Source organism: Burkholderia sp. 8Y (genome assembly GCF_902506145.1).
GTDB lineage: Bacteria > Pseudomonadota > Gammaproteobacteria > Burkholderiales > Burkholderiaceae > Caballeronia.
Genome location: NZ_LR733548.1, coordinates 17,032 through 42,476 on the forward strand (window position 1 = coordinate 17,032; position 25,445 = coordinate 42,476).

Sequence of the window (25,445 nt, forward strand, 5' to 3'; positions counted from 1 at the left end):
GCCGGGGTGACTCAATATTTATGCCAATGGGGCTTGTTTTTTGGGGTGCTGGTGATTTGCGGTCGGGCGGTGCATGTCGCGCGTGACAGTGTGTTTCAGGTATGGCGCTCATTTCGACGTTCGCTTCGCCTTGGGTCTCGTTGAACTTGTCATCTTGTCGAACAAGTTCAACGACACAACCAAAAGGCAGACATAGAAACCGGCATAGACCTTGCTCAAAAAGCAGACCATGCCTGACTCCCCCAAACCAGCGCGAGCGCAAAGCCCGTGGACCTGTCCATTCTGCCCGCTCCTATGCGACGACATCGCGCTGGACGTCAGCCTCGACGCGCGCATGAGCGCAACGAACACTGCCTGCCCGAGGCTGGCCCGCTCGCTTGCGAGCATGAACGCCGACACGGCGCACAACCAACCGAAGATCAACGGAAAGCCCACCGACATCGCATCGGCAGTATCGCAAGCCGCGGCCATACTGATGCAATCGCATCGCCCGCTCTTCGGCGGCCTCGCCACCGACGTCGCCGGGGCGCGCGCACTCTATGAACTTGCCGCACACAGCGGCGCGATCCTCGATCATCTGCATGGCGATTCACTCACCGCAACCACGCTCGCGTTGCAGGATCGCGGCGCGCTCTTCACCACGCTATCGGAAGTGCGTTCGCGCGCCGATCTCATCGTCGTGTTCGGGTGCGAGCCGTCGCGTCGTTATCCGCGCTTCTACGAGCGGCTGCAAAGCGCACAGCGTGAAACGAAGATCCTGTTCGTCGGATGCGACGGCGATACTGCCGCCACGCATGCCGAAGCCCTGCTGCTCAATACGAATACCTTCGATACGCTCGCTCTCTGGTCAGCCCTTCTCGAAGGCCGCGAGCCCAATGCGCTCACCGACGCCAATACCGCCCGCGTATTGCAAGCGTTGACCGAGCGCATTCGCGCAGCGCATTACACCGCGTTCGTCTACGAGCCCGCCGTGCTGCCTGGGCCGCATGCGGCGCTCGCCATCGAAGCGATACACCAAATCGTGAAGACGTTGAATCGCACCGTGCGCGCGGGCGTGCTCGCATTGACCGGGGACGATGGCGCGCTCTCGGTCAATCAGGCCGTCACATGGCTGTCCGGTTTTCCGCTTAGAACGCGCGTGACGGCCGGGTTGCCGCTCGATCACGATCCGCATCGCTACGGCACGCAGACGCTTTTGCAACGGCACGAGATCGACGCACTGCTATGGGTGTCGAGCTTCGGTCCCGAACCGATGCCCGATGCGCTCGCCGACGACATACCCGCCATCGTCCTCGCGCATCCCGCGACTGCGCTCGATGAACGCAGCGCGCCGACTGTCTTCATTCCAGTCGCGACGCCCGGCGTCGATAGCAGCGGACACCTCTTTCGCATGGATACATCGGTAGTGGCGCCGCTCGTGCCGGCGCGCGAAGCGGCCTTGCCGACCGTCGCCGCCATCGCGAGCGAACTCTTACAGTCGATACGCGCGGGGAGAACGTCGTGAGCACTGCGTGTTTGAGAGGCGGCATCGTCTATGATCCGACGAACGGCATCAACGGCGAACAGCGCGATATCTTCATTCGCGACGGGCGCATCGTGGATCGCCTGGAACGTCAGGAGATCGCGCCCGAAAGCGACTTCGACGCAAGCGGCATGGTGGTCATGGCGGGCGGTATCGACCTGCATTCGCATATCGGCGGCGGCAAGACCAATCTCTCGCGTTTGCTGTTGCCGGAGGATCATCGCGACGATCCGCGTGCCGTGCCCAACAAGCCCGATGAAGGCCGCTACATGCGCCTGCCTTCTTGCGGCACGTGCGCGCCGGGCACGCTCGCGACAGGCTATCGTTATGCGGAGATGGGCTATACGGCCGCATTCGAGCCCGCGATGATCGCCTCGAATGCGCGCCACACGCATCTGGAGATGGGCGATACGCCGATCATCGATCACGGCGCCTATGTGATGATGGGCAACGACGAACTGCTCCTGCAAATGCTGGCCGCACGCGAAGACTTCGAACGCATGCGCGATTACGTCGGTTGGACCATCCATGCAAGCAAGGCGCTAGGCGTCAAAGTGGTCAACCCGGGCGGCATCTCCGCGTTCAAGTTCAATCAGCGTTCGCTCGATCTCGACGAAGCACACGTGCATTACGGCATCACGCCGCGCGATGTGTTGAGGACGCTGACTCGCGCGCTGACCGACTTGCGCGTGCCGCATCCGTTGCATGTTCATGCGAGCAATCTCGGCGTGCCTGGCAATGTCGATTCGACCATCGCGACGATGGATGCCGCCGAAGGATTGCCTGTCCATCTGACGCATATCCAGTTCCATAGCTACGGCACCGAAGGGCCGCGCAAATTCTCATCCGGCGCGCGAGCCATCGCGGAAGCCGTCAACGCGCGTCCCAACGTGACCATCGACGTGGGACAGATCATCTTCGGTCAGACTGTCACGGCCTCCGGTGACACGATGATGCAGTTCAGAAACGCGCCGCTCGCGCGTCCGCGCAAGTGGGTGCTCGGCGATATCGAATGCGATGGCGGCTGCGGCGTGCTTCCGTTCCGGTATCGCGAAGAGACCTTCGTGAATACGCTGCAATGGATCATCGGGCTGGAGATTTTCCTGCTCGTGGACGACCCGTGGCGCGTATCGATGACCACCGATCATCCGAACGGCGGTCCATTCACGAGTTATCCGCATCTGATACGGCTCCTGATGGACAAGTCCTTTCGCGATGAACAGCTCGACACGCTGCACGCCGAAGCCAGGACCGCGAGCGCCCTCGGTGACATCACGCGGGAATTCTCGCTGTACGAAATCGCCATCATCACGCGTGCCGGCCCCGCGCGTCTGCTCGGCCTCGCGGATCGCGGGCATCTCGGCGCGGGCGCAGCGGCGGATATCGCCGTGTATCGCGAAAACGCAGACCGCGAGCGCATGTTCACCTCACCCGCATATGTCTTTAAGGATGGCGAATTGATCGCACGCGACGGTTCGCTTCTCAAGACGCCGACGGGCGGCATTCACTACGTGCAGCCGGACTATGATCGCTCGATAGAAGCGTGCGTTCGCGCCTTTACCGAGGCCAACCTCGCCGCGCGCTTCGAGAACACGGCTATCGGCGACGACGAAATCTGCGCATGCTGCAACGGCGGCAGGCTTCTGCCCGTCGCGTGCCTCGCCACGCGCGCGAACGGACGAGCATGACGGCCATGCGTATCAACGACACGCAGATCGACGACACCTTCGCCGAAGCGTTCCCGATGAAGGCGACACGCCTTGTCATCACCGCACATACGCCGACTTGGGCGCGTCACGCGGCGAACTCGCTGACGGGGTTCGCGACGTCCGTGATCGATTGCGGATGCGAAGCGGGCATCGAGCGCGATCTCGCGGCCGATGAGACGCCCGATGGCAGGCCGGGCATCTCGGTGCTGATGTTCGCGGTGTCGTCGAAGGAACTGGCCAGGCAAATCGCACGGCGTGTCGGGCAATGCGTGCTCACGTGTCCGACCACAGCGGTCTATGGCGGCATCGACCCGGCAACGAGCCGCGCGCCGCTTTCCGACAACGCGCCGCTCGGCGCGGGACTGCGCTTCTTCGGCGACGGCTTTCAGATATCGAAAGTACTCGGTGGGACGCGCTATTGGCGCGTGCCCGTCATGGACGGCGAGTTCGTGTGCGAGGAATTCACGGCCACGGTTAAGGCGGTTGGCGGCGGCAACCTGCTGTTTCTCGCACGCGATCTCGACAGCGCGCTGAACGCAGCCGAAGCCGCGGTTGCCGCGATGCACGCGCTGCCGAATATCATTACGCCATTTCCCGGCGGCGTCGTGCGTTCGGGCTCGAAGATCGGTTCCAAGTATGCGGGCGCGACTGCATCCACGAACGATGCGTTCTGCCCGACGCTTATCGGCTTGTCGAAGAAGAGCGAACTGACGCCCGACGTTGCATGCGTGCTCGAAATCGTGATCGACGGTCTGACCGATGCCGATGTCGGCGCGGCGATGACGGCCGGCATCGCGGCCGCGACAGGCATAGGGCGCGTGGGTGGCGTGTTGCGCATATCAGCGGGAAACTATGGCGGCAAGCTCGGGCCTTATCACTTCAGGCTGCACGAACTCGCGGCGGCCGTCGATGGGGGCCGCGCATGAACGCCATTGCGTTGCGGGCAAAAAATGCGCCCGGCTTTCGTGTCGATGGGTCGAAGTTACTGCCTTCGGCACTCGCTTGCCTCGGGCACGGCGAACTCGCGCAACTGGTGTTGCAAGGTCACGGCGAACAATGCGCGCTAGCCGATCTTTTCGACATCACGCGAATCGAAGCGCAAGCGCCATCACTGCGTATTGAAGGCGATGTCGCGTGGCTGGATCGCATCGGGGCATCGCTCGATGAAGGCTCGTTCAGCGTACACGGCGATGTCGGCGACTACGCGGGCATCGGCATGAGCGGCGGCGAACTGCATATTCACGGCAATGCGGGCCGCTTTACCGCATGCGAAATGCAAGGCGGACGGCTGACGGTGCGCGGAGAAGTCGGCGACTTCGCGGCGGGCGCGCTGCCCGGCGACATGGAAGGCATGCGTGGCGGCATGTTGGTCATTCATGGCGACGCGGGCGCGCGTCTTGCAGACCGCATGCGGCGCGGCACCGTGCTCGTCGGCGGAAACGCGGGCGATTTCGCGGCATCGCGGCTCGTGGCGGGCACGCTTTGCATCGCAGGCGAAACGGGCGCCCACGTCGGCTATGGCATGCGGCGCGGTACGGTCGTACTATTGAATGCGCCGCAGCGGATCGGGCCGACGTTCACCGACGGCGGCCGTGGCTTCGATGTCTTCTGGCGGCTGCTTGCGCGCACGCTCGCGTCCGAGATCGCCCCATTCTCGGCGCTTCGCGCGGAAGTCTTGCCGACACGCTACGCTGGCGATCTCGCCGTGGACGGACGCGGGGAATTGCTGATCGCCAACTCATGAACAGACGAGAACAATGAAGCTTGTATCCGGCGGACGATTGCCCTTTGTCGAAGGAGGCGCGCCATGACCGCTGTGCGGGTTGCCGCCGCGACGCACGATAGAACGCGCGCGGCGAACGATCGCTTCGCGCGGCCGCTCGTCGCGCTGCACTGGATCATCGCGGCCGCCATCATCGCGATGTTGTGCATCGGCTTCTATATGGTCGGCCTGCCGCGCGGGCTGCCGTTTAAGTCGACGCTCATCAACTTCCACAAGTCACTCGGCATGACGGTTTTCCTGCTGGTGCTGATCCGCATCCTGGTACGCCTGGCCTATGGCCGCCCGCCTCTGCCGCCGATGGGAGCGTGGCAACGCGCCGCCGCGAGCACCACGCAGGCTCTTTTATACGTTGGCATGATCGCGATGCCGCTCACCGGCTATCTCGGCTCGTCGTTCAACAAGTTCGGCACGCGCTTCTGGGGCGTGCTCTTGCCTCAATGGGGATGGGACGACAAGGCCATGCGCGAACTGTTCTTCGGCATCCACGTCTATCTCGCGTGGATCATGGCCGCGCTGATCGTGCTGCATTTTCTAGGGGCGATGAAGCATGAACTTATCGATAAAGACGGACTGTTAAGGAGAATGTGGCCATGAGCGCCGTTAAGCGAGCCAGCGAGGCAGGCTCATGAAGATTCGTGTACTGGGCTCGTCGGCGGGTGGCGGTTTTCCGCAATGGAACTGCAACTGCCGCAATTGCGATGGCGTGCGTCGCGGCACCATCGCGGCGCGTGCGCGCACGCAGTCGTCCATCGCGGTCAGCGATAACGGCGAGGACTGGCTGCTCGTCAATGCATCGCCGGACATACTCGCGCAGATCGCGGCGAACCCTGAGTTACAACCCGCGCGCCGCGTGCGCGACACGGGCATTGCGGCGGTGATCGTCATGGATGCGCAGATCGATCATGTCACCGGCCTGCTCATGCTCCGCGAACGCGGCACGCCTTTACCGCTCTATGCAACCGACGCCGCGTGGCAAGACCTCTCGACGGGCTTTCCGATCACGTCGATTCTGTCGCATTACTGCGGCGTCGAGCATCGGCGCATTGCGCTCGACGGCGCCGCGTTGAGCGTGCCCGAACTGCCGCGCGTGCGGATCGACGCGCTACCGCTTTCGAGCAAAGCGCCGCCTTATTCGCCGCACCGCGAAGCGCCCGAAGTGGGCGACAACATCGGCCTCATGTTCACGAATAGCGCAACCGGCAAGCGCGCGTTCTATGCGCCGGGCCTCGGCGCAATCGAGCCGCATGTGCTCGAAGCGATGCGCGCGGCGGACCTGTTGCTAGTGGACGGCACCGTATGGACCGACGACGAAATGATCCGTCTGGGGCTCACGAAGAAGACCGGTGCGGACATGGGGCATCTTGCTCAAAGCGGCGCCGGCGGCATGATCGACGTACTCGATTCGATCGCAAGCGATGGAATGCGCAAGGTGCTCATTCATATCAACAACACGAACCCGATTCTCATCGAAGACGGTCCCGAACGGCGCATCCTGTCGGAGCATGGCATCGAAGTCGCGCACGACGGCATGAGCTTCGAGCTATGAAAATTTCCTGGAGAACGATGAATGCCTGACCGCCCGTTCACGCCGATGCTGAACCCCACAACCGGCCCGCTCTTTACCGCAGTGAAGACAGCGGAGCCTGCGTGGACGCGCGAGCAGTTCGAGGATCAACTGCGCGCGAAGGGCACGGCGTATCACATTCACCATCCGTTCAACGTGAAGATGAATAGCGGTGGATGTTCGCCCGAGCAGATCCGGGGCTGGGTCGCGAATCGCTTCTATTATCAGATCAACATCCCGCTGAAGGACGCTGCGGTCATGTCCAACTGCCCGGATCGTGAAACGCGCCGCCGCTGGGTGCTGCGCATTCTCGATCACGACGGCTACGACGATCAGCCCGGCGGCATAGAAGCGTGGGCACGCTTGGGCGATGCAGTGGGTCTCTCGCGCGACGATCTGTGGTCGTTGAAGCTCGTCACGCCCGGCGTGCGCTTCGCCGTCGACGCCTACGTGAACTTCGCGCGGCGTGCGCCGTGGCAGGAATCGGTGTGCTCGTCGTTGACGGAGATGTTTGCGCCGCAGATTCACAAGGACCGTCTCGCCACATGGCCCGAGCATTACAAGTGGATTGAAGCGGATGGTCTGGCTTACTTTCGCTCGCGTGTGTCGCTTGCACAGCGCGATGTCGAGCATGGTCTCGAAGTGACGCTCGCGCATTTCACGACACGCGAGCAGCAACAGCGCGCGCTCGACATCCTGCAATTCAAGCTGGATATTCTCTGGACCATGCTCGACTCCATCGAAAAGGCGTTCCCGTCATGAGCGATATGAATCCGACGCAGCGCGTGAAGGAAGCCGTCGAAGCACCGGATGATTCGTTGCATCCGAAGCTCAAGCGACTTTTTCGCCTGCAATGGGAGCCCGCGCAGGATGCGCACGTGTTGCTTTATCCTGAAGGCATGGTGAAGCTCAATCAAAGCGCCGCGCAGATTCTTTTGCGTTGTGACGGCACGCGCGATATTCCGTCCCTCGTCGCGGACCTGGAGCACGCGTTCAATGCGAGCAATCTGGGCGACGATGTGCGGGCTTTCATTGCCGGTGCGCGCTCGCGCGGCTGGCTCGAGTAAAGAAGTGCAAGCCGAGGTACGAGCATGACCGATCTGTCCGAACCCATTGCGAAACACGAGCACGAAGGCGCGGTCATACCGCCGCCGTTGTGGCTGCTTGCCGAGCTGACGTATCGCTGTCCGCTGCACTGCGTGTTCTGCTACAACCCCGTGAACTATGCGGATCACACACAAGAGCTGAATACCGGGCAATGGCTCGACGCCTTGCGCCAGGCGCGCGCGCTGGGCGCGGCGCAACTCGGCTTTTCCGGCGGCGAGCCGCTGCTTCGCGACGATCTGGAAACGCTCGTCGCCGAGGCGCGCAAGCTCGGTTTCTATACGAATCTCATCACGTCGGGTATCGGCCTCACGGACAAGCGTCTCACCGCGCTCAAGGACGCCGGCCTCGATCATATTCAGCTCTCGTTTCAGGACTCGACGCAGGAGCTGAACGACTTTCTATCGAGCACGAAGACATTCGATCTCAAGAAGCGCGTCGCGGGTCTCATCAAAGCGCACGGCTTCCCGATGGTGCTCAATTGCGTGCTGCATCGTTATAACTTGCCGCATATCGGCCGGATCATCGACATGGCGCTCGCGATGGACGCCGAGTACCTCGAACTGGCCAACACGCAGTACTACGGCTGGGCCCATGCGAACCGCGCGCAGCTCATGCCGACCGCCGAGCAGTTGCAGGAAGCTGAAGCGGTGGTCGAACGTTATCGCCGCGAAATAGGCGACAAGTGCAAGATATTCTTCGTCGTGCCGGACTATTACGAGCGCCGCCCGAAGCGTTGCATGAATGGATGGGGTTCCGTGTTCCTCGGCATTGCGCCCGATGGCGCAGCCCTGCCTTGCCATACGGCGCGCTCTTTGCCGGGTCTCACGTTTCCGAACGTCAAAGAGACACCGCTGAAAGACATCTGGTATGAAAGCGATGCCTTTAACCGTTTTCGTGGTTTCGGCTGGATGAAGGAGCCGTGCCGCAGTTGCGACGAGAAAGCGATCGACCTCGGTGGCTGCCGCTGCCAGGCGTACTTGCTCACGGAAGATCCCGCAAACGCGGACCCCGTGTGCGACAAGTCCCCGCATCATGAACGCGTGATCGAAGTCGTGCGTGCTGCATCGGTCAGAGCGGAACCGGCCGAGCAGCCCATTGTCTTTCGCAACGATGCGAATTCGCGGCGCTTCTCCACGGCGCATCGCGCAAATGATTCGGATAACGGAGAATAACCACCGTGACCGCTGACATCTCCGTGCTGCTGGTGGACGATCACGCAGTCGTGCGTGAGGGCTACAAGCGCCTGCTGGAACTGAGCCCCGACGTGAGCGTCGCGGGTGAAGCAGCGGACGCCGCGCAGGCGTATCAGAAATTCTGCGCGTTGCAGCCGGACGTCGTGGTGATGGACCTTGCATTGCCGGGCGCAAGCGGCATCGAAGCGATGCGGCGCATGCTCGCGCGTGAGCCGCAGGCGCGCGTGCTGATCTTCAGCGTGCACGAGGAAGCGATCTTCGTGCGTCGCGCGCTCGACGCCGGCGCGCGCGGCTATGTGACCAAGGCGAGCGCACCCGATGTGCTGGTCGAAGCGGTGCGTTCCGTCGCGCGGCGCATCGCTTATTTGAGTCCGGACATATCGCAGGCGCTCGCATTGCGCGAAACGATTCAGGAAGGGCCGCCGGGGCGGCAATTATCCGCGCGTGAATTCGAAGTATTGCGTCTGCTCGTTCAGGGCTATACCTTGCCCAGCATCGCGGAGAAACTCGGCCTCAGCCAGAAAACCGTGGCGAATCATCAATCGGTCATACGCCAGAAATTTGGTGCGGACAATGGCGTGCAGCTTGCACAGATCGCCAATCGCCTCGGCCTTCATTTCGCCGATTTCACCGGCGCGGCGGATGCGCCGTTCGGCTCGCTCGGCAATGGCAGTCCCGCGTGAACAGGAACGCGGGCGCAGAACAGGAAGCCTTCGCCGGGGCGGCTTGCGATATGAAACTCACCGCCGAGCGCCTCGACGCGCTCGCGCATGCCGATCAGTCCCAAGCCCTTGCGCGGAATGTCGAGGTCGATGCCGGGGCCGTCGTCGGCCATCGTCACGACGATTTCGCCCGCGCTTGACGCGCGCACCAGGTAAATCTCGACGCGTGCATCGCGCGCGAACTTCGATACGTTCGTCAGCCCTTCCTGCACCAGCCGATACAGCGTGATATTGAGCGCATCGCTGAGATGGTCGAAGTCGCCTTCCACCGTCAGCGAAAAAGCCGCTTGCGGCAAGCGTTCGCGCCAGCCTTCGATGCAATGCTCGAGCGCGGTCGGCAAGCCGAATTCATCGAGGCCGATCGGTCTCAGCTTGCGTATCATTCCGCCGATTTCGCGGTACACGTGCGTGGCGTTTTGCATCAACGCCAGCGAAAGCCGATGGATTTCCGCTTCGCGCTCGGCAGAGAGGTCGCGAATGCGCGCGGCATCGAGCGACATGGCGTTGAGGTATTGACCTAGTTCGTCATGCAATTCGCGCGCAAGATGACGGCGCTCGGTTTCTTGCGCGGAAATAGCCTGATTGGCAAGCCGCCGGTTTTCAGCAAGCAGATGCTCCGCTTCTTCCTCCAGCGTGCGACGCCGGCGCACTTCGCATTGAGCCTCCCGATAGCGCCGCCACGCGAACCATGCGAAGCCGAGCGCCAGCACGAAGAGCGTAGCGGGCAGTTCGTCGAGCTGAAAACGCTCAACGCTGCGCGTCCAGCGATAGGTGAACTCGCTGAAATCGAAGCGCGCGAAGATCGCGCCCGCGATGAGCGTGACGGCAAGCACGCAGACGAGATCGCGCGCTACCGTTGAACGCGGCGCGTGCGTCGAGTGCGCTTGCGCATGAGAGGACAGAGGCTCGGATGGCATCACGCAAAGCATTCTACGCACGCATCCTTCAGGAGGCGCAGTCGCCACCGCACGTTTCATCCGCTTATGTGCGCGAACGGGAGAATCTCCCGGTGCGTGATGGATTCAGATGCGCCGCGAATGAATCAGCGCGGCTTGAACGGATAGATCTTGGCTGGCCGCCGCTGGCGCAATTCCGCCAGGTAATTTTCCACGAAGCGGCTTAGCGCATGCGCCTTCAATTGTTCGAGCATACGCATGGCGTCGCTGGGTGATTCCGGTCCCATCACGAGCGCGCCGACGCCGAGCGCGCCGAGATGCACGACCATTGCGCAGGAAGAGAGTGAGCCGGCGTCGAACATGCGCACGGCATCGGCGGCTTCGTCGTCGATTTCGAGGTCATCCTCTTCGCGCTCTTCGAAATGCAGCATGCCGTGCCTGTTGATGGACGCGGGCAGCCAGCGGCAATTCCCCGTGCCGCCCTGCGCTGCGATAAGAACGCGCTTGCGCATGGGTGTATCGCTGATTGCGTCGAACGCCTCGGCTAATGTACGCATGATTGTCCTCGCCGGCGAGCCTAACTGATACTAGCAGCCGGCCGCAGCGAGGCGCGACGTGGAATACGCAATGATGCGCGGCACAAAACGAAATGGCCCGTGATGCGCGTCATCGTCCGGTGATGGAACCCGCGCTCGGCGGATACGTCACGATGCCCCAGGGAAGCGGCAGATCGCCGATCTGCTTGACGGTCGCGTAGCTCAAAGCGTCGAGCACATACACCGCGTTCGAGCGGCCGCACGCGAGCAATAGCTTGGAGCCATCCGGCGTGAAGCTGAAGTGCCAGCAACGCTGCCCGATTGGCACGTCGCTGATATGCGCGTAAGTCGAAGCATCGAAGACTTGCAGCGTCTTGTCGCGCGAGGCAGCCACGAACAAGCGCTTGCCCGATGGATCGAACGACACGCCATAGGGGCCGGCCTTCGTGTCGACGGTCTTGCCTGGCTTGAGGTCGCTTCCCTCGAGCACGATGAACTTGTTCGCGTTCTCGAGCGTGACGACATAGTCCTTGCCGTCAGGCGATGCCTTGATGCCGCGCGGGCGCGATCCCTTCGGCAGATTCACGGTACGCACGGGCTGGCCCGTGGCAGCGCGATAGACCGATACCGTGTCGTCGCCTTCGTTGGTCACGAGAATGAGCTTTCCGTCCGGCGAAAACTCGACGCCTTCGGTCTCATGGCCGCTCTTGACGGAATGCCTGATCTTCATCGTCTTGAGATCGACGATGGCGACTTCCGCCGGCGGCGAATTGGCGTCGTCGTCGTCCTTTTGCGGCTGTCCGGGCTTAGGCGGTGCGCCCGATTCGCCGGGCTCATAGGTCACATAGGCATCGTTGCCGCGCACGCGCACGAACTCCGGATTTTTGCCGATCTTCGCGCGTCTAAGCAACTTGCCCGTCGACGTGTCGATCTCCGAAAGATCGCCCGTCGATTTATTCGCGACGTAAAGGCGCGTGCCGTCGTTGTTGAGACTCAGGCCGCGCGGACCGTCCTTGCCGATGTCGATCGTGCGCGCAAGCGACAGGCTGTCCAGATTGATCACCCCGACGCCCGTGCTTTCGCTCGTCACATACGCTGTCGGCGCTGCCGCCTGCGCGTGACTCGCGCCAATCAGCAGCGCGGGCGCTAACAGCGACGCGCAGGCAAGGCGCATCGCGTTGAAGCTCACATGCATGGTCGTCTCCGGGCTAAACGTTCTTTGTATCGTTTTAGCGGGCCTTAGTGAAAGCGAGCCCACAGTCAACTTAGCGCAGGACACTGCGCGCAAGCAACGCCGCAAGGCGGGAGAAATTCCCGAAATGCGCGGCACGCGAGCGCGGCTTAGCGCATGACAGACGCATCGCTTGCCAGCAGATCGACGAGCGCCTTCGCACCGCGCCGCCATGATTGATCGGTGTTGCCGCGCATATCGACCGAACGCTGAAAGACTGTGGCGCCGCTATCGACGTCTTCCACGCGCAAATTGATATTGAGGATCAGATTGCTGATCTTCTGCACCCAGCACACGCCGACGCGCGATACACCCAGCTCGCGCGCCACACGAAGCTCGCAACCATTGCATGCGTTCATATCCTGCCCGCGCTGCAGCGATGCAATGAGATCGCTCGCCGGCGCGTTGTCGGCCACGCGAAAGGGCGTGTGTAGGCGCAGTTCGTCGCGCAATGCGTTGCTGACCATCGCAAGGCGCGCGGCCTGTATGCGGTTCGTGTCGGCATCGTTATAGGCGGCGTTGTCGTCGATCAGGGTGCAATCCAGAAGCGCGATCGACTGCTGCGCGTCTTGCGCCTGCACGCGGCCAAATAGCCACGCGCAAAGGACGAAAACAGCCAGCGCGCGGACGATGATTGTCATGGTTACGGTCCCGATGGATCAGTCGTGACACGAGCGCCAACAGCACGCGCGGCGTCTGTCGGCTTGCATCCAACATACCGGTGTCCAGCACTGCGGGCAAGCGCGGCGTGCGAACGCCGAACGGCATACACCTCGTGCCGGTGCATGCATGGCGCACGCTTTGGCATGGGCCTTGCAAAAATTCCGAACGAGCACATGCAAGTGCTCGATCCACTCTATATCAAGCCGCCAGGAGAACCGCCATGAAGCCCGCTCTCGTCATTACCGACCTCTCGCTCGACACCGCCACGCGCCCCATCGTAGCCGCGCTGTCGCGGCAGCAGATGCAGCACATTGTCGGGGGACGGTCCGTTCTCGCGACCGTCGACGGCCGCTCTAACGCTGCAATCGACGACTGGCAGATGAACATCGCCATCTTCGAAGGACGCGTCGGCGGACCTTATATCGTTTGACGCATGCCAAGCGGCGCGCGTGCGTGAGCACATACGCGCCGCCGTTGCTTTCGTCGATGCTTTCGCCAATGGATTCGCAACGTCAAGAGGAGTAAGGTTGGCTTGCCAGCATGGCGAAACAGGAGACGATCATGGCCAGCGACCTCCCTGCTCAATGGCATGTCTTCGAGTACGAAGGCTTCGATATCCGCGTGCATGCGCAACCCAAGCCCGGGCCGCAAAACGCTGAACGTTACGGGTTTATCGGTCACGTGTGCCTGCACGGCGCGAATGCGGACGTGCCCGGAGAAGCCGTTCACTTTCACGCCGACGGCGACGACGCATACAAGACGGCTGAAGATGCCGTGGACGATGCGCGGCATATCGGCAAGAGCATCGTGGATGGCACGCATCCGGACCTCTCGGTGCTGTCCATCGTGTCACACCATCACCATTCCTGACAGAACCCACTTGCATGGCGATCCCACACGACGATGCGCGCGTCGAAGGTCTTAGCGCGGTCACGCTTGCCACTCATGACATGGCGCGCGCCGTGGGCTTTTATCAGGCACTGGGCTTTCGCATCGTTCATGGCGGTGCGAACGAAGCGTTCACGTCTTTCGCGCTCGGCACTTCGTTCCTCAACATCACCAGCGAGACGCACGGCCCCATTCAATGGTGGGGCCGCGTCATCATCTATGTCTCCGACGTCGACGCGTTCTATAGCAACGTAAAGGCGCAAGGTATCGAGCCGCACTTCGCACCGCGCGACGCGCCTTGGAACGAGCGTTATTTTCATCTCACTGATCCGGACGGCCACGAACTCAGCTTCGCGCGCCCGCTTTGACGCGAGGCGTCTTCCGGCATGACGTTCGCTTCGCTGCTTGTGTGAGGCAGCGCAACGTGAGCAATTGATACGACGGTTCGCGTACATACCCGCGCGCCATGCGGCGTGACGATGAAGCATCGGCTTCCCGCTTGTTGCTATTTCGCCAAAGCATGTACTTCATGCCGGTTCGAGGCGTAGAGTTCAAGTGCTTTCTCAAGTGCGTGATGCGGTGCGGCAGGCGTCTTTCATGAGCGACTCAAGCGTCGGAGGATTTCGGCCGATATACAGCCATGAACGCCGCATGCAGGAGACTTCAGATGAAATGCGCGAACGAACAATCACTTCGTTATCTGGTCGAGAAATGGCTTGCGCCGGCCAGCGTGCCGGTGCATGTCAAGCAGTTCAGCCGCACGCGCGCCGATCACCGGCGTTTCGTGTGCGTGGAAACGGTGCAAGGCGCTGCATCGAAGGCACTGTTCTTCTTCCGTCACGACGACGGGCAGTGGTGCGTCTATCCCGCCGCACCGCGCAGAGAGAACTTGCGTATGGAAAGGCTTGCCGCCTGAAAACTGGCGCCTATAAGCGCAGGTTGTTGAAGAACTGGAACCACATCGCGCCCAGCGGATTCGCGGCGTTGGTCTCGTCGGCTTTCGCATTTTCAGCCGTTTTTTCGGCGGGTTCTTTGTCTTCTGTATCGGGCTGCACCGGCGCTTGACGCGACTCATGCAGTGCCACGACGCTTTCTGCAATGCGACGCGCGGTTTCTTCATCGCAGTCCTGTCCAAGCAGCACGCCGAACACGACATCACGGTTATGACCCTGCGCTGCGAAGCGCATTGCAAGCGATACGCGCTTCGCATACAGCGCCTCGCGCTCCGCTTCCTCTTCGCGCATGCGAGCTTCCCAGCGGGCGATTTCTTCCGCGAAGGTCCGGTCGTACACCTCGCGTTGCGCGGGGTCGGACAGAATGGCGTACGCCTCCTTCACTTCCTGAAATCGGGCGCGTGCCGCATCTTCATTCCCGGCATTGCGATCAGGATGGCAGCGCATGGCTGCCTTGCGATAGGCCCGCTTGATCTCGTCTTCGGTGGCGTGTTCATCGACGCCTAGCGTTTCGTATAGCGTTGCCATGTGCAGTCGTTGAGAAGTGACGCGAGGCATCGTAACACGCTAAAAATGGGGCCTTTGCGCGCTAGCGGCGCGCGCGAATGATCGCACTGAGACTTCGCGGCCCTAATGCATCATGGATGGCGCGCGCGGCGCGCAGATGATGCGCGATATGCAGTCGAATGACGATAACCACCGCGACGAAAAACGCGAGCGTCACGTACATGTACTGGCGTTGGTCCGGCACGAGGCCGAATCGCGTATGCAGCGCCACGAAGACGAGCCACGCAACGGCCGGCGCGTGCAGCGTCCAGTGCCGTTGCGCGAAATGCCACGCCAGCCGTCGCACGTTGCTTCGTGCGCGACGGTCAAGTCCTGCGAGTTCGGGGCGTCGGTTGAACGAGAATGGCATGACGTGAATGGATGCGCCATGAGCGCGTCACATTGAAGAGCGATGTTCCAAGGCTTCATTCCGTCCAGCATACGCGCGAGGCCGCTTTCTTACGATGGCCCTTTCTCTCGACGACATCCGGCATCTGTTCGATGCTCACGGCTCGATGGCTCATAGCGGCGAAGCGGTCACGCAGTTGCGGCATGCGGTGCAGACGGCGTCGCTCGCGGAGAATGCGGGCGCGAGCCGCGAGTCTATCGTCGCGGCGCTGCTGCATGACCTCGGCCATTTGCTGAATCTGAAAGGCGAGACGCCGACGAAACGCGGTATCGACGATCTGCACCAGTACTAGGCGCTTCCCTTTCTGCGACCCGTGTTTTCGGACGCGGTGCTCGAACCGATCCGCCTGCATGTCGACGCGAAACGCTGCCTGTGCGCGACCGCGTATCATGCGCGGCTCTCGGCGGATTCGGTGCGCAGTCTGCAGTTGCAAGGCGGCGTGTTCGACGCGGACAACGCGCGTGCGTTCCTCGCCAAACCGTATGCGCAAGACGCCCTGGCTCTGCGACGCTGGGACGACGATGCCAAGGACGCAAGCCGTGTCACGCCGCCTCTCGCGCACTATCTGGACATTGCGGCGAACATTGCGTAGCGCGGCGGACGGTGCAATGACCGTTCGAGTAAACTGGCGTGCATGCACGCTGACTACATCATACTTACGCGGCCCGAGCGTCCGGAAAAGTCCGCGAGCCGGGCATCATGAACGGCGGCAACTTCCGCATCACCGCCGCTGTCGTCGCAAGCGCGCTCTTTATGCAGAACATGGACGGCACCATCGTCGCGACCGCGATCCCGGCGATGGCGCGCGACCTCAACGTCGATGCCGTCCACTTGAGCAGCGCCATCACCGCCTATCTCGTCGCGCTCACGGTCTTCATTCCCGCGAGCGGCTGGGTCGCCGATCGCTTCGGCGCGCGGCGCGTCTTCATGTGGGCCATTGCGACCTTCACCCTCGCCTCCGTGGCGTGCGCCGCCGCGATGAACCTGCCGCAACTCCTCGCGGCACGCGTCGTTCAGGGACTCGGCGGCGCCATGATGGTGCCCGTCGGCCGCCTCATCCTGTTTCGCGGCGTCAAGCGCGAAGAACTGCTGCAAGCAACGACATGGCTGACGATGCCTGCGCTCGTCGGCCCGCTGCTCGGTCCGCCGCTCGGCGGCTTTCTCACCGACGCGCTGTCGTGGCGCAGCATCTTCTGGGTGAACGTGCCGGTCGGCCTCGCGGGACTGCTGCTGACATGGAAACTCTTGCCGCCCTCGCCGCCCGAAGCGCGCACGCCGCCGGATCTGCGCGGCATGTTGATGTCGGGCGCGTCGCTGAGTCTTTTCATGACCGGCATTGAAAGCGCCGGGCGCAACGTGCTGCCTGCGGGCGCGCCTTGGGTGTGTGTCATCGTCGGCGCGCTGCTTTTCAGGGCGACGGTCGCGCATTGCCGCAAGACGCCGAATCCGGCCATCGACTTTTCGCTTCTGTCGATCCCGACATTTCATGCCGCGACGGTCGCCGGCAGTCTGTTTCGCGCGGGCGCCGGCGCGCTGCCGTTTCTCGTGCCGCTGACGTTGCAGACGGGCTTCGGCTATAGCGCGTCGGCCAGCGGACTCGTCACCTTCGCGAGCGCGCTCGGCTCGTTCTGCATGCGGCCGATGACCGCCCTCGCGCTGCGGCACTTCTCGGTACGCACCGTGCTGTGCGCGGGCAGCGTCGTGTTCGCCGCCGTGCTCGCGGTCTGCTCGACGATGTCGCAAGCGTGGCCCGCGAGCGCCATTTTCGTGCTGCTGCTCGTCGGGGGACTCGGCCGCTCGCTCAGTTTCGCGACGATGGGCGCGCTCGCTTTTGCCGACGTTCCCAAGCCGCGCCTCGCCGCAGCGACTTCGTTCCAAGGCACCGCGCAGCAATTGATGAAGGCGCTGGGCGTGACGGTCGCAGCCGGAACCGTCCAGGCGACGATGCTCGTCGCCGGTCACTCGCAGACCGAACGCTGGCAACTCGCCTGCGGGTTCATCGCGACGGCGCTGCTCGTGCTCGCCTCCTTGCCGATGTTCGCGCGCCTGTCCGACGACGCGGGCGAAGGCATCTCGGCGCCGTCGGCCAAGTAAATCCTTCCGGCTCGCGAAACAATACTTCGTATTTAAGACAAGTACCTGATCGCAAAGGACTTTTTATAGCGATATAATGCGGCACCGCTTACCTTGCTAGTCCGATGCGCCGCACATTCTTACTCCTCGCCCTTGTTCTGACCTGCGTGAACACCGCCTTCGCTCAGGAAAACACGCTCGCCGCCAGCGACGCGAACCCGCAAGCAGTCGTGCAGCAGGACTCCCGCCTCGACGCCGCGCGTCACAAGATCTCCGAAGTCATCACGCGCAAGTTCGGCGTCGCTCGCGAGAAAGCGCAAACGATAGCGGACGCAGTCATGGCTTCGGCATCGAAATATTCGCTGCCGCCGGCGCTGCTGCTCGCCATCATTTCGATTGAATCGCGTTTCAAGGAAACCGCCATCGGCGCGAACAATGCCACCGGGCTCATGCAAGTGGTGCCGTCCGCGCACAGGAAACTCGTGCGCAATGTCGACCTGATGGAGCCGGAAACGAACATCGAAATCGGCTCGTCTATTCTGCATGGTTATCTGAAATCCGCGCAAGGCGATGTCGATGCCGCGCTCAAGAACTACGGCGGTTCGCGTGCCTATGCGGAGAAGGTGAGTCTCAGGGCCAAGACTTTCGAACCTGTGGCAGCGGTCTATTCGGCGTCCGCGCCTGGTCAGTAATAGCGTTTTCTAATTTTTATGCGCGCCGCCGCGTGGCGGATGCCGCAAACCTCGCGGCGATAAAACCCGCTTGCGCGCTCACATGCGGCTTTAGCCGCTTTCATCGCGTTCAACTGCGCTTACTGCGAGTTGTTGCCGTGCGACATGCCGCCAGGGCTCGTGCTGCCGGTGCTGCCCGGACCGCTGCGTTGCATCGTGCCTTGGCCCATGCCGTTGTTTGCTCCGTTGTTGCCCATGCCGCTGTTCACGCCGGTGCCCGTGGTGCCATCGGTCGATCCGCCCATGCCCGTGCCGCCCATTCCGACGCCGCCGCCCTTGCCCGACGCGCTCGAACCCGCACCCGCCGATCCATTACCGCCCGCGCCCATGCCGCCTGCGGCGCCCGCGCCCGCGCCGCCACCGCCGCCTGCGCCGCCGCCACCCGCACCGCCGCCACCACCGCCTGCCTGCGCATAAACGCCGCCTGACAAGCCCAACACCAGCGCCGAAACTACCAGCTTCGTCCTGATCGCTTTCATTGCAAGTCTCCAAGAGTTAGCGTGCCGGTCGATGCAGCAAAGCCGCTGCACCAGCCGTATCTCTCAAGCGCAAGCAACGTGCCGCATCGGCTTGGCGCGCGGCGGCTCAATAGCCATAGCCAGCGGGCGCGCACGGGACATAGGCGCGCCGATAGCCGTCGTAGCAATAACCGGCCGGCGGCGCAGGTTGTGCATAGGCCGGTTGTGCATAGGCGGGCTGCGCGTAGACCGGCTGCGCATAAGCCGGTTGAGCGTTGACGACCGACGTCACCAATGCGCCCAGCACCGCGCCGCCGATCAATGCGCCGACGATTGCGCCGCCATCGCCGCCCCCATGGCCACCGCCATGACCATATCCGCCGCCGTGGCCGTGGGCGGATGCCTCACCCGCCACCGACAAGCTACCAATCATCAACAAGACGAGAGCTGCGCGTTTCATGACTTCTTCTCCGTTCCCGATTGCCGGGTGTATCACCGCATCTTAGGCAGACGCATTGGAAATAAGTGCAGCCGTTGGTAACGGCACATTTCGACGATTACAAATCGACGATACGGATGCCTAAATAACCCACGTAACAAGTCAGGCGCTATTCGCGCGCCAGTAACAAAGCGCCTCTTGACTTCCTTCGACGGCTCGGCCACTCGCGCGCAAGATGGCAACCCCGTTTCATTTGCTCGCACAGGTTACGGTTTGTCACGAGTACGCGGTCAACGGCGCGGCGCGTCCCGGCGTTTTCATCGACACATGCCGATCATGGCGTGTCCACGGAAACGCAGGATCACAGGAGTCGAACATCATGAAGAAAATCGTCGCCGCTCTCGCATCCACGCTGATCGTCAGTACTGTCTTGGCGCAAACGGCCGCATCCGATGCCGCCAAGGCGCAAGTCAAAGCCAATCACGAGAAGGCAGAGGCTCAGGCCACAGCCAACCGGAAAAAGACCGACGCTCAACAGGATGCCGCCAAGGCGCAGGCATCCGCCAACAAGGACAAGGCATCCGCGCAGGACGATGCCAACAAGGAAGCCGCGAAGGTAGCGCAGGCGACCACGCCGGAGCAAGCCTCCGACGCCCGCGGTGATGCCGCCAAGGCACAGGCGAAAGCCGACAAGAAGCAGCACGCTGCACAGTCCAAGGCCGACAAGAAGAAACAGGACGCAGCGCAAGATGCCAAGGTGGCGCAAGCCAAAGCCGACAAAGAAAAAGTCGAGGCACAAAGCGACGCGAACAAGGCGGCTGCCGATGCGAAGGTCGACGCGGCGAAGAAGTAAGGGAGGCCGGCGTCATCGCATCGCGCATGGGGCGCGTCGGCAGAATTGCTCCATGCGTTGTGACATCTGGCGAGCCTGCGGGCTCGCTTTTTCATGGGCGTTTTCATGAAGACGATTCCATAAAGACTTGCTACATCTTTGCCGATGTCGAGGACTACCCATCTGTGATCGTCGCGCCGGATCTCTCAAGGAATGCAACCGTCTGCACGCGATTGATCGCAGGCGTTCCCTGATGCGGGCGGCGTCCGAACGCGATGGCGCGGAATCGGGAGTGAGTTCGACCACTGAGCACCATGTCCGCTGTGAGTAAGCCGACGGTGTTCACCTTTGCTTTACGCGTTAGCCGTTCCAATGCGTATTCGCGTTGACGATGGCGCGCTATCGTGGCGGCACTGGCTGGTGAACGACAGTCACTGGTTGCCTGGCATAGGACCACGAAGATGATGCATCGAACTCTTCCATTGCGCATGAACGGGCGGACATCTCAGCTCGCCTCTTTCCCGCCGCGCTCGCTGGGGACATCGAACGCGAGCGGCGGCGTGCAGCTCTTACCGGAGGAGCGCCGCCTGCGCATCGAAGCGTTGCTGCCTCATGCGCTGGCCGCTGGCGAATTGAGGCTCGCCTATCAACCAGTACTGGACTGTGTCTCTCGCGAAACGGTAGGCGCCGAGGCGCTACTGCGGTGGACCAATAAGGAACTGGGCGACGTCGCGCCGGCAGAATTCATACCGCTTGCCGAAAAGACCGGCTTGCTCAAGGACATCGGTGACTGGGTCTTGCGGCGGGCCTGCGTTCAGGCTGCTCGCTGGCGCCGGACCATTGCGCCGCGCCTCGTCGTCTCGGTGAACGTTTCGCCGGTTCAATTCGACGAAAGCCTCGTGCGGCACATCATGACGTGCCTCGAGCGCACCGGACTCGAAGCCTCGGCGTTGCAACTGGAAATCACCGAAACCATGTTGATGCCCGATAGTGCGTCCGTCGCAGAGACGGCAACGGCACTTTCCGATCTTGGCGTGAAGCTGGCCATCGACGACTTCGGGACGGGCTATGCGTCGTTGTCATACTTGAAGCGACTCCCTTTGCATAATCTAAAGATCGACCGCCTGTTCGTCGCGGATCTGCCGGGCAGTCATGATTCGATTGCGATCACACGTGCACTCGTCGAAATGGCGCATGCGCTCAACATGACCGTGACCGCCGAAGGCGTCGAGACCGCCGAACAGGCTACGGCCCTATGGGCGCTCGGCTGCGACACGCTGCAGGGATATCTGTTCGGCCGCGCGACAAGCCCGACGGAATTCACTCGTGCATTAACGCAAAAGCGCGCAGACCTCGCGCAATAACCCGCGCGTTGCCGGGTTCGCCGCCAGAATAAGCATGCCAAGACAGTGCCAGCGCAGATGGCACACATCGGGAGGAAACCATGTTTGATGCAGAGTTCGTCGCGACGCTCTTGAATCGTTGTGCTAATGAACCAAGCGACGAAGAATTTCAGTCTTATCTCGGCCTGCTGCGGGAAGGCAATCTACAGTTCAAGCATGAACTCGGCTACGTCGGAACCCGCGGCATTCCCGATACGAACGCCTGCCATACCGAGTCGCTTATTTTTGGCGACGGCTCGCGGGCATTCCGCGTCGCCAAGCCGAATAGCGAGACCGGCTGGACTCGATGGACTGCGCTGCAACCGCTTCGGTGAAGCGCGCTAGATCAGCACATCGACGGAGTTCATCGCCTTCCGTATCTCCGGCGTGCTCTTCCACGCCGGATCGCGGATGGTGTCGATGAGGCAATTGACAAAGCACTCGACCGCCGCGCTGCGCGGCTGTCCCGGCCGCGTGATCACGCCGACGATCGAGTCATCGAGTTGCTCGCGCAGAGGAATCGCGCAGAGCGATTCGTGCGGCGGGCAGCGTTCGACGAGCGGCCACGGAAAGATGCTGACCATATCCGTTCTTTGCAGCAACGAGACGGCAACCGTCAGCGAATGCAGGAAATGGACACTGCGTGGCGCGGGCAAACCGTGCTTCTCGAACATCGTGTACGGCGCGAGCCCTTCGGTCTCCGGATCGAGTGCGACGAGCCAGTCCACATCGAGTAAATCGGCAAGCGCCCGGCTTTCCGCGCGAGGATGACCTTGCCGTGCGACGACCGCGAGCGTCGTGAGAAAGAGCGGCTTGAATGCGAATTCCGACGCAGTGTCGCCGGGCGTCTGACGCCCGATGTGGATGTCGAGACTACCGTCGCGCAGGCGAGGATTCGCGATCGCGAGCAATCCTTCGAAAAACTCCAACTGCACATCCGGCATGATCTGCCGAAACCGCAGCACGGCTTCGGGCAGCAACGTCATCGCCACCCACGCCGTCACCGCGATCGAAAGCCGCCCGCGCGCTTCGCCGCGCATCGTGTCGACAGCCTGATGCGCGCGCGCGATCTGACCAACGATCAGGCGCGCGTGTTCGAGCAGCGTCCGCCCGTCCGATGTGAGCGTGACACCCGACGGCGTCCGCGCGACGAGTTGAAGCCTGAGATTGCCCTCGATCTGTTGCAGGCTCTGCGTGATGGCCGCCGGCGACGCATGGAGCAAGCGCGCGGCGCCACGCACGCTGCCTGTATCGGCGACAGCGACAAGCGCGCGAAGCTGGTGGATCTTCATGTCTTTCCAAAGTCCGGCATTGCGCCGTGACGGTTTGCTTAAGCGTCCACGGCGAATCGCCGGATAGCGCCTTTGAACACAGGACGCTCGGGAAGGCGTCCCGGCCTCGGTCAATACCGCAATCGATCACCGCGCAAGCCTTGCCTGAAGCAGGCGAGTCATTGCGATCAATGTCGTGCTGACAAGCCAATACGTCGCGCCCGCGAAGAGCAGCATCGGAATGAGCGTGCCGTCGCGTTCGCCGATGGCTGTCGTGCGCCGGAAGAAATCGCCGAGCGCGATCACATACACGAGCGACGTGTCCTGAAAGATCACGATGCATTGCGTCAGCGCAACGGGCGTCATCGCGCGAAACGCCTGTGGCAGGATCACATGGCGCATGGATTGTGCGGGCGTCATGCCGAGCGCCTGGGCGGCGTACATCTGGCCGCGCGGCAAACTGGCGATCCCGGCACGGATGATCTCGCAGAAGAAGGCGCCCTCGAGCAGCGAGTAGGCGACCATCGCCGAGATCAGCCGCACGTCCACGCCCGGCGGCAGAGCGAATAGCGCCTTCAGGAACTGAGGCACGATCAGGAAGAACCACAGCAGCAGCATCACGAGCGGTATCGAGCGCAGGAGCGCGACATAGACGTGCGCGCCTGTCTTCAACAGCCGGATCGGCGACAGACTCAGCACCGCCAGCACGGTGCCCCACGCAAGGCCGCACAGAATGGCCACCACGGTGATTTGCAGCGTGACGCCCATGCCTTCGAGCAGAACCGATCTGGCGGCGTGTACGGCCTGCCAATCCATGTCGAACATACGGTTAATTCTCCACGCATCCAGGCACGCTCTTGCGCCGACGCAGCCGGCCCATGCCGCACAAGATCACGACGTTCAGCGCCATGTACGCGAGCGTCACGCAGATGAACGACTCATACGGCTGTGCGGTGTAATCGACGAGTTGCCGCGCCTGTCCCGACAATTCGAGCAGACCGATTGTCGATGCCACCGCCGAGTTCTTCGAGATGATCAGCAACTCCGACGTCAGTGGCCCGGCGATCGTGCGTAACGTCATGGGCAGCAGAACATGCCGATACGCCTGCGCACGCGTGAGTCCCAGCGCGAGCGCGGCGTGAAGCTGTCCGCGCGGGCGCGCCATCAATCCCGCACGCACCTGCTCGCAGATGCGGGAACCGGTGTAGACGCCGAGCGTGAGCACCGATGCACTCAGGAACTGCACATTCGGCGACAGTGCCTTGAGCCAGTCGCCGAGCGGGGCCGGCAGCCACTCCGGCAGCGCAAAGAACCAGATGAAAAACTGCACGATCAGCGGCACGCCGCGAAAGACCGACACGTAGATCGCGGCGGCCGCTCGTGCAGCGCGATTGGGCCACGTGCGCATGATTCCGAAGGCCACGCCGATTGCCATCGCCAGCAAGAACGCGAGCACCGTCAGCACGACCGTGTTGAGCAGGCCCGAGATCAGCCAGTCCAGATAGATGTGCGGTTCGCCCGTCGCAACGGGCTTGAACAGCACGCGCCAATTCCACGAGTAATCCATTGTTCCGTTTGCGCTTGCGCGACGCTCGTGCGCGGCTCAGGAGGCCGGCTTGTCGCTCGGCTGCGCAAACAGCGCCTGCACGCGCGGCGACATCTGAAAGCCGAGATTGATCTGCCTGGGCGGAATCGGCTGCATGAACCAGCGCGTATAGATTCGGGCGGCGAGTCCGGACCTTTGAGCGTCGGCGATGGCTGCGTCCATCACGGCCTTCATCGGCGCATCGTTCCTGCGCAGCATGCATCCGTAGACCTCGTACGACTGAGCCGTGCCGACGATCTCGTAGTCGTCGGAATGCGGCGACTTGGCGCGCTCGCCGGCGAGCAAGGCATCGTCCATCATCATGGCTTTTGCGCGGCCCGTCGACAACATAAGAAAGGATTCCGAATGATCTTTCGCGCTGATGATATGCATGTCCATCGACTTCTCGGCGTTCAATCTGCGCAATATTTTCTCCGACGTCGTGCCCGCCCCGACGACGACGGTCTTGCCGCCGAGATCGGCGAAGTCCCTGATACCTGCGGACTTTTTGACGAGCAGGCGCGTGCCGATCACGAGGAAGCTGTTCGAAAACGTGACCTGCTGCGCGCGCTCGGCATTGTTCGTGGTGCTCGTGCATTCGAAGTCGATCGTGCCGTTCTGCAGCAGTGTGATGCGGTTCTGCGACGTGATCGGAATCATATGCACCGTCAGTTCCGCGAGCCTCAGTTGAGACTTGATGCGTTCGACAATCAGGTTGGCGAAGTCGATCGAGTAGCCAATCGGCTTTTGCTGCGCATCGTAGTAGGACAGCGGAATCGACGCATCGCGATAACCGATGGTGACGGCGTGTTCACTCCGTATCTTCTCGAGCGTGCCGGTGAGCGCCGGCTCGGCCGCCGACGCGGTCGCCATCCATGCCAGCGTCAAGATGCCGGCCGCCATGCGCGTGACGGCGTGCAGCGTAGAGAGTCGTTTCATGCTCGTCTCCATG

At 62.3% G+C, this 25,445-nt stretch carries 31 protein-coding genes and 1 pseudogene; 20 read left to right on the top strand and 12 right to left on the bottom strand.

Annotated features, from left to right (window positions below):
* The first annotated feature begins 334 nt into the window (after window positions 1-334).
* The 10 genes from GV035_RS27815 (at window position 335) to GV035_RS27860 (ending at window position 9,561) form a co-directional block, all read left to right on the top strand.
* Complete coding sequence (locus GV035_RS27815) at window positions 335-1,504, top strand: formylmethanofuran dehydrogenase (RefSeq protein WP_442859614.1); 1,170 nt, start codon at window positions 335-337, stop codon at window positions 1,502-1,504.
* Entirely contained in the window at window positions 1,501-3,210 is a 1,710-nt protein-coding gene (locus GV035_RS27820) for a formylmethanofuran dehydrogenase subunit A (RefSeq protein ID WP_159839144.1), read from the top strand. Before GV035_RS27815 ends, GV035_RS27820 begins: the two co-directional genes overlap by 4 nt.
* Before the next feature lie 5 nt (window positions 3,211-3,215).
* Window positions 3,216-4,157, top strand: a complete 942-nt coding sequence (gene fhcD / locus GV035_RS27825) for a formylmethanofuran--tetrahydromethanopterin N-formyltransferase (RefSeq protein ID WP_159839146.1) — start codon at window positions 3,216-3,218, stop codon at window positions 4,155-4,157.
* Window positions 4,154-4,975 (top strand): formylmethanofuran dehydrogenase subunit C, encoded by an 822-nt coding sequence (locus GV035_RS27830; protein ID WP_159839148.1) that lies wholly within the window; start codon window positions 4,154-4,156, stop codon window positions 4,973-4,975. The genes fhcD and GV035_RS27830 overlap by 4 nt, the downstream gene beginning before the upstream one ends.
* 63 nt (window positions 4,976-5,038) lie before the next feature.
* Window positions 5,039-5,608 (top strand): cytochrome b, encoded by a 570-nt coding sequence (locus GV035_RS27835; RefSeq protein WP_159839150.1) that lies wholly within the window; start codon window positions 5,039-5,041, stop codon window positions 5,606-5,608.
* A gap of 31 nt (window positions 5,609-5,639) precedes the next feature.
* On the top strand, window positions 5,640-6,560 hold the full coding sequence (pqqB, locus tag GV035_RS27840) for a pyrroloquinoline quinone biosynthesis protein PqqB (RefSeq protein WP_159839152.1): 921 nt from the start codon (window positions 5,640-5,642) through the stop codon (window positions 6,558-6,560).
* A 45-nt stretch (window positions 6,561-6,605) separates the two neighbouring features.
* A complete protein-coding gene (gene pqqC / locus GV035_RS27845) occupies window positions 6,606-7,340 on the top strand; it encodes a pyrroloquinoline-quinone synthase PqqC (protein ID WP_159839401.1) in 735 nt (244 codons plus the stop codon).
* 5 nt (window positions 7,341-7,345) lie between these two features.
* Window positions 7,346-7,645, top strand: coding sequence for a pyrroloquinoline quinone biosynthesis peptide chaperone PqqD (gene pqqD, locus GV035_RS27850; RefSeq protein ID WP_236572897.1), 300 nt, complete (start codon window positions 7,346-7,348; stop codon window positions 7,643-7,645).
* A 24-nt stretch (window positions 7,646-7,669) separates the two neighbouring features.
* Complete coding sequence (gene pqqE, locus GV035_RS27855) at window positions 7,670-8,857, top strand: pyrroloquinoline quinone biosynthesis protein PqqE (protein ID WP_159839154.1); 1,188 nt, start codon at window positions 7,670-7,672, stop codon at window positions 8,855-8,857.
* A gap of 5 nt (window positions 8,858-8,862) precedes the next feature.
* Window positions 8,863-9,561 (top strand): response regulator, encoded by a 699-nt coding sequence (locus tag GV035_RS27860; RefSeq protein ID WP_159839156.1) that lies wholly within the window; start codon window positions 8,863-8,865, stop codon window positions 9,559-9,561.
* On the opposite strand, the gene GV035_RS27865 is transcribed toward GV035_RS27860, so the two are convergent.
* From GV035_RS27865 to GV035_RS27880, 4 genes are all read right to left on the bottom strand, one after another.
* Window positions 9,492-10,517 (bottom strand): sensor histidine kinase, encoded by a 1,026-nt coding sequence (locus GV035_RS27865; RefSeq protein ID WP_159839158.1) that lies wholly within the window; start codon window positions 10,515-10,517, stop codon window positions 9,492-9,494. The genes GV035_RS27860 and GV035_RS27865 overlap by 70 nt on opposite strands.
* A gap of 125 nt (window positions 10,518-10,642) precedes the next feature.
* Complete coding sequence (locus GV035_RS27870; protein WP_159839160.1) at window positions 10,643-11,053, bottom strand: hypothetical protein; 411 nt, start codon at window positions 11,051-11,053, stop codon at window positions 10,643-10,645.
* Window positions 11,054-11,162: 109 nt separating this feature from the next.
* Window positions 11,163-12,227, bottom strand: coding sequence for a beta-propeller fold lactonase family protein (locus GV035_RS27875; protein ID WP_159839162.1), 1,065 nt, complete (start codon window positions 12,225-12,227; stop codon window positions 11,163-11,165).
* A gap of 146 nt (window positions 12,228-12,373) precedes the next feature.
* Window positions 12,374-12,904, bottom strand: coding sequence for a DUF3280 domain-containing protein (locus GV035_RS27880; protein WP_159839164.1), 531 nt, complete (start codon window positions 12,902-12,904; stop codon window positions 12,374-12,376).
* A gap of 242 nt (window positions 12,905-13,146) precedes the next feature.
* On the opposite strand from GV035_RS27880, the gene GV035_RS27885 reads away from it, so the two are divergent.
* From GV035_RS27885 to GV035_RS27900, 4 genes are all read left to right on the top strand, one after another.
* A complete protein-coding gene (locus GV035_RS27885; protein ID WP_159839166.1) occupies window positions 13,147-13,356 on the top strand; it encodes a hypothetical protein in 210 nt (69 codons plus the stop codon).
* Between the two features lie 131 nt (window positions 13,357-13,487).
* A complete protein-coding gene (locus GV035_RS27890) occupies window positions 13,488-13,796 on the top strand; it encodes a hypothetical protein (RefSeq protein ID WP_159839168.1) in 309 nt (102 codons plus the stop codon).
* A gap of 14 nt (window positions 13,797-13,810) precedes the next feature.
* Window positions 13,811-14,182: a VOC family protein gene (locus GV035_RS27895; protein WP_159839170.1), complete on the top strand. Its 372-nt coding sequence runs from the start codon at window positions 13,811-13,813 to the stop codon at window positions 14,180-14,182.
* Window positions 14,183-14,481: 299 nt separating this feature from the next.
* On the top strand, window positions 14,482-14,730 hold the full coding sequence (locus GV035_RS27900; RefSeq protein WP_159839172.1) for a hypothetical protein: 249 nt from the start codon (window positions 14,482-14,484) through the stop codon (window positions 14,728-14,730).
* Between the two features lie 10 nt (window positions 14,731-14,740).
* Here GV035_RS27900 and GV035_RS27905 read toward each other — a convergent pair whose 3' ends face one another.
* Complete coding sequence (locus GV035_RS27905; RefSeq protein ID WP_159839174.1) at window positions 14,741-15,295, bottom strand: J domain-containing protein; 555 nt, start codon at window positions 15,293-15,295, stop codon at window positions 14,741-14,743.
* Between the two features lie 61 nt (window positions 15,296-15,356).
* Window positions 15,357-15,620 (bottom strand): hypothetical protein, encoded by a 264-nt coding sequence (locus GV035_RS27910; RefSeq protein ID WP_236572890.1) that lies wholly within the window; start codon window positions 15,618-15,620, stop codon window positions 15,357-15,359.
* Between the two features lie 157 nt (window positions 15,621-15,777).
* Here GV035_RS27910 and GV035_RS27915 point away from each other — a divergent pair.
* The 3 genes and pseudogenes from GV035_RS27915 to GV035_RS27925 all read left to right on the top strand — a co-directional run bounded on the left by GV035_RS27915 (window position 15,778) and on the right by GV035_RS27925 (window position 18,487).
* Window positions 15,778-16,314 (top strand): annotated as a pseudogene (locus GV035_RS27915) (phosphonate degradation HD-domain oxygenase).
* 107 nt (window positions 16,315-16,421) lie between these two features.
* A complete protein-coding gene (locus GV035_RS27920) occupies window positions 16,422-17,816 on the top strand; it encodes a DHA2 family efflux MFS transporter permease subunit (protein WP_159839178.1) in 1,395 nt (464 codons plus the stop codon).
* A gap of 104 nt (window positions 17,817-17,920) precedes the next feature.
* Complete coding sequence (locus tag GV035_RS27925) at window positions 17,921-18,487, top strand: transglycosylase SLT domain-containing protein (protein ID WP_159839180.1); 567 nt, start codon at window positions 17,921-17,923, stop codon at window positions 18,485-18,487.
* 119 nt (window positions 18,488-18,606) lie between these two features.
* On the opposite strand, the gene GV035_RS27930 is transcribed toward GV035_RS27925, so the two are convergent.
* Entirely contained in the window at window positions 18,607-19,005 is a 399-nt protein-coding gene (locus tag GV035_RS27930; RefSeq protein ID WP_159839182.1) for a hypothetical protein, read from the bottom strand.
* Window positions 19,006-19,111: 106 nt separating this feature from the next.
* Window positions 19,112-19,444, bottom strand: coding sequence for a hypothetical protein (locus tag GV035_RS27935; RefSeq protein WP_159839184.1), 333 nt, complete (start codon window positions 19,442-19,444; stop codon window positions 19,112-19,114).
* 358 nt (window positions 19,445-19,802) lie between these two features.
* On the opposite strand from GV035_RS27935, the gene GV035_RS27940 reads away from it, so the two are divergent.
* The 3 genes from GV035_RS27940 (at window position 19,803) to GV035_RS27950 (ending at window position 21,972) form a co-directional block, all read left to right on the top strand.
* Window positions 19,803-20,276 carry a hypothetical protein gene (locus GV035_RS27940; protein WP_159839186.1) on the top strand — a complete coding sequence of 158 codons (474 nt, stop codon included), beginning with the start codon at window positions 19,803-19,805 and terminating at the stop codon, window positions 20,274-20,276.
* 383 nt (window positions 20,277-20,659) lie between these two features.
* Window positions 20,660-21,619 carry a putative bifunctional diguanylate cyclase/phosphodiesterase gene (locus tag GV035_RS27945; protein WP_328699824.1) on the top strand — a complete coding sequence of 320 codons (960 nt, stop codon included), beginning with the start codon at window positions 20,660-20,662 and terminating at the stop codon, window positions 21,617-21,619.
* An 80-nt stretch (window positions 21,620-21,699) separates the two neighbouring features.
* Window positions 21,700-21,972, top strand: coding sequence for a hypothetical protein (locus GV035_RS27950; RefSeq protein ID WP_159839188.1), 273 nt, complete (start codon window positions 21,700-21,702; stop codon window positions 21,970-21,972).
* A gap of 6 nt (window positions 21,973-21,978) precedes the next feature.
* Here the strand turns inward: GV035_RS27950 and GV035_RS27955 are convergent, their stop codons facing one another.
* The 4 genes from GV035_RS27955 to GV035_RS27970 all read right to left on the bottom strand — a co-directional run bounded on the left by GV035_RS27955 (window position 21,979) and on the right by GV035_RS27970 (window position 25,432).
* Window positions 21,979-22,929, bottom strand: a complete 951-nt coding sequence (locus GV035_RS27955; RefSeq protein ID WP_159839190.1) for a LysR substrate-binding domain-containing protein — start codon at window positions 22,927-22,929, stop codon at window positions 21,979-21,981.
* Window positions 22,930-23,055: 126 nt separating this feature from the next.
* On the bottom strand, window positions 23,056-23,733 hold the full coding sequence (locus tag GV035_RS27960; RefSeq protein WP_159839191.1) for an ABC transporter permease subunit: 678 nt from the start codon (window positions 23,731-23,733) through the stop codon (window positions 23,056-23,058).
* Window positions 23,734-23,737: 4 nt separating this feature from the next.
* Window positions 23,738-24,475: an amino acid ABC transporter permease gene (locus GV035_RS27965; protein ID WP_159839193.1), complete on the bottom strand. Its 738-nt coding sequence runs from the start codon at window positions 24,473-24,475 to the stop codon at window positions 23,738-23,740.
* Window positions 24,476-24,511: 36 nt separating this feature from the next.
* Window positions 24,512-25,432: a glutamate/aspartate ABC transporter substrate-binding protein gene (locus GV035_RS27970; protein WP_442859615.1), complete on the bottom strand. Its 921-nt coding sequence runs from the start codon at window positions 25,430-25,432 to the stop codon at window positions 24,512-24,514.
* Window positions 25,433-25,445 lie beyond the last annotated feature (13 nt).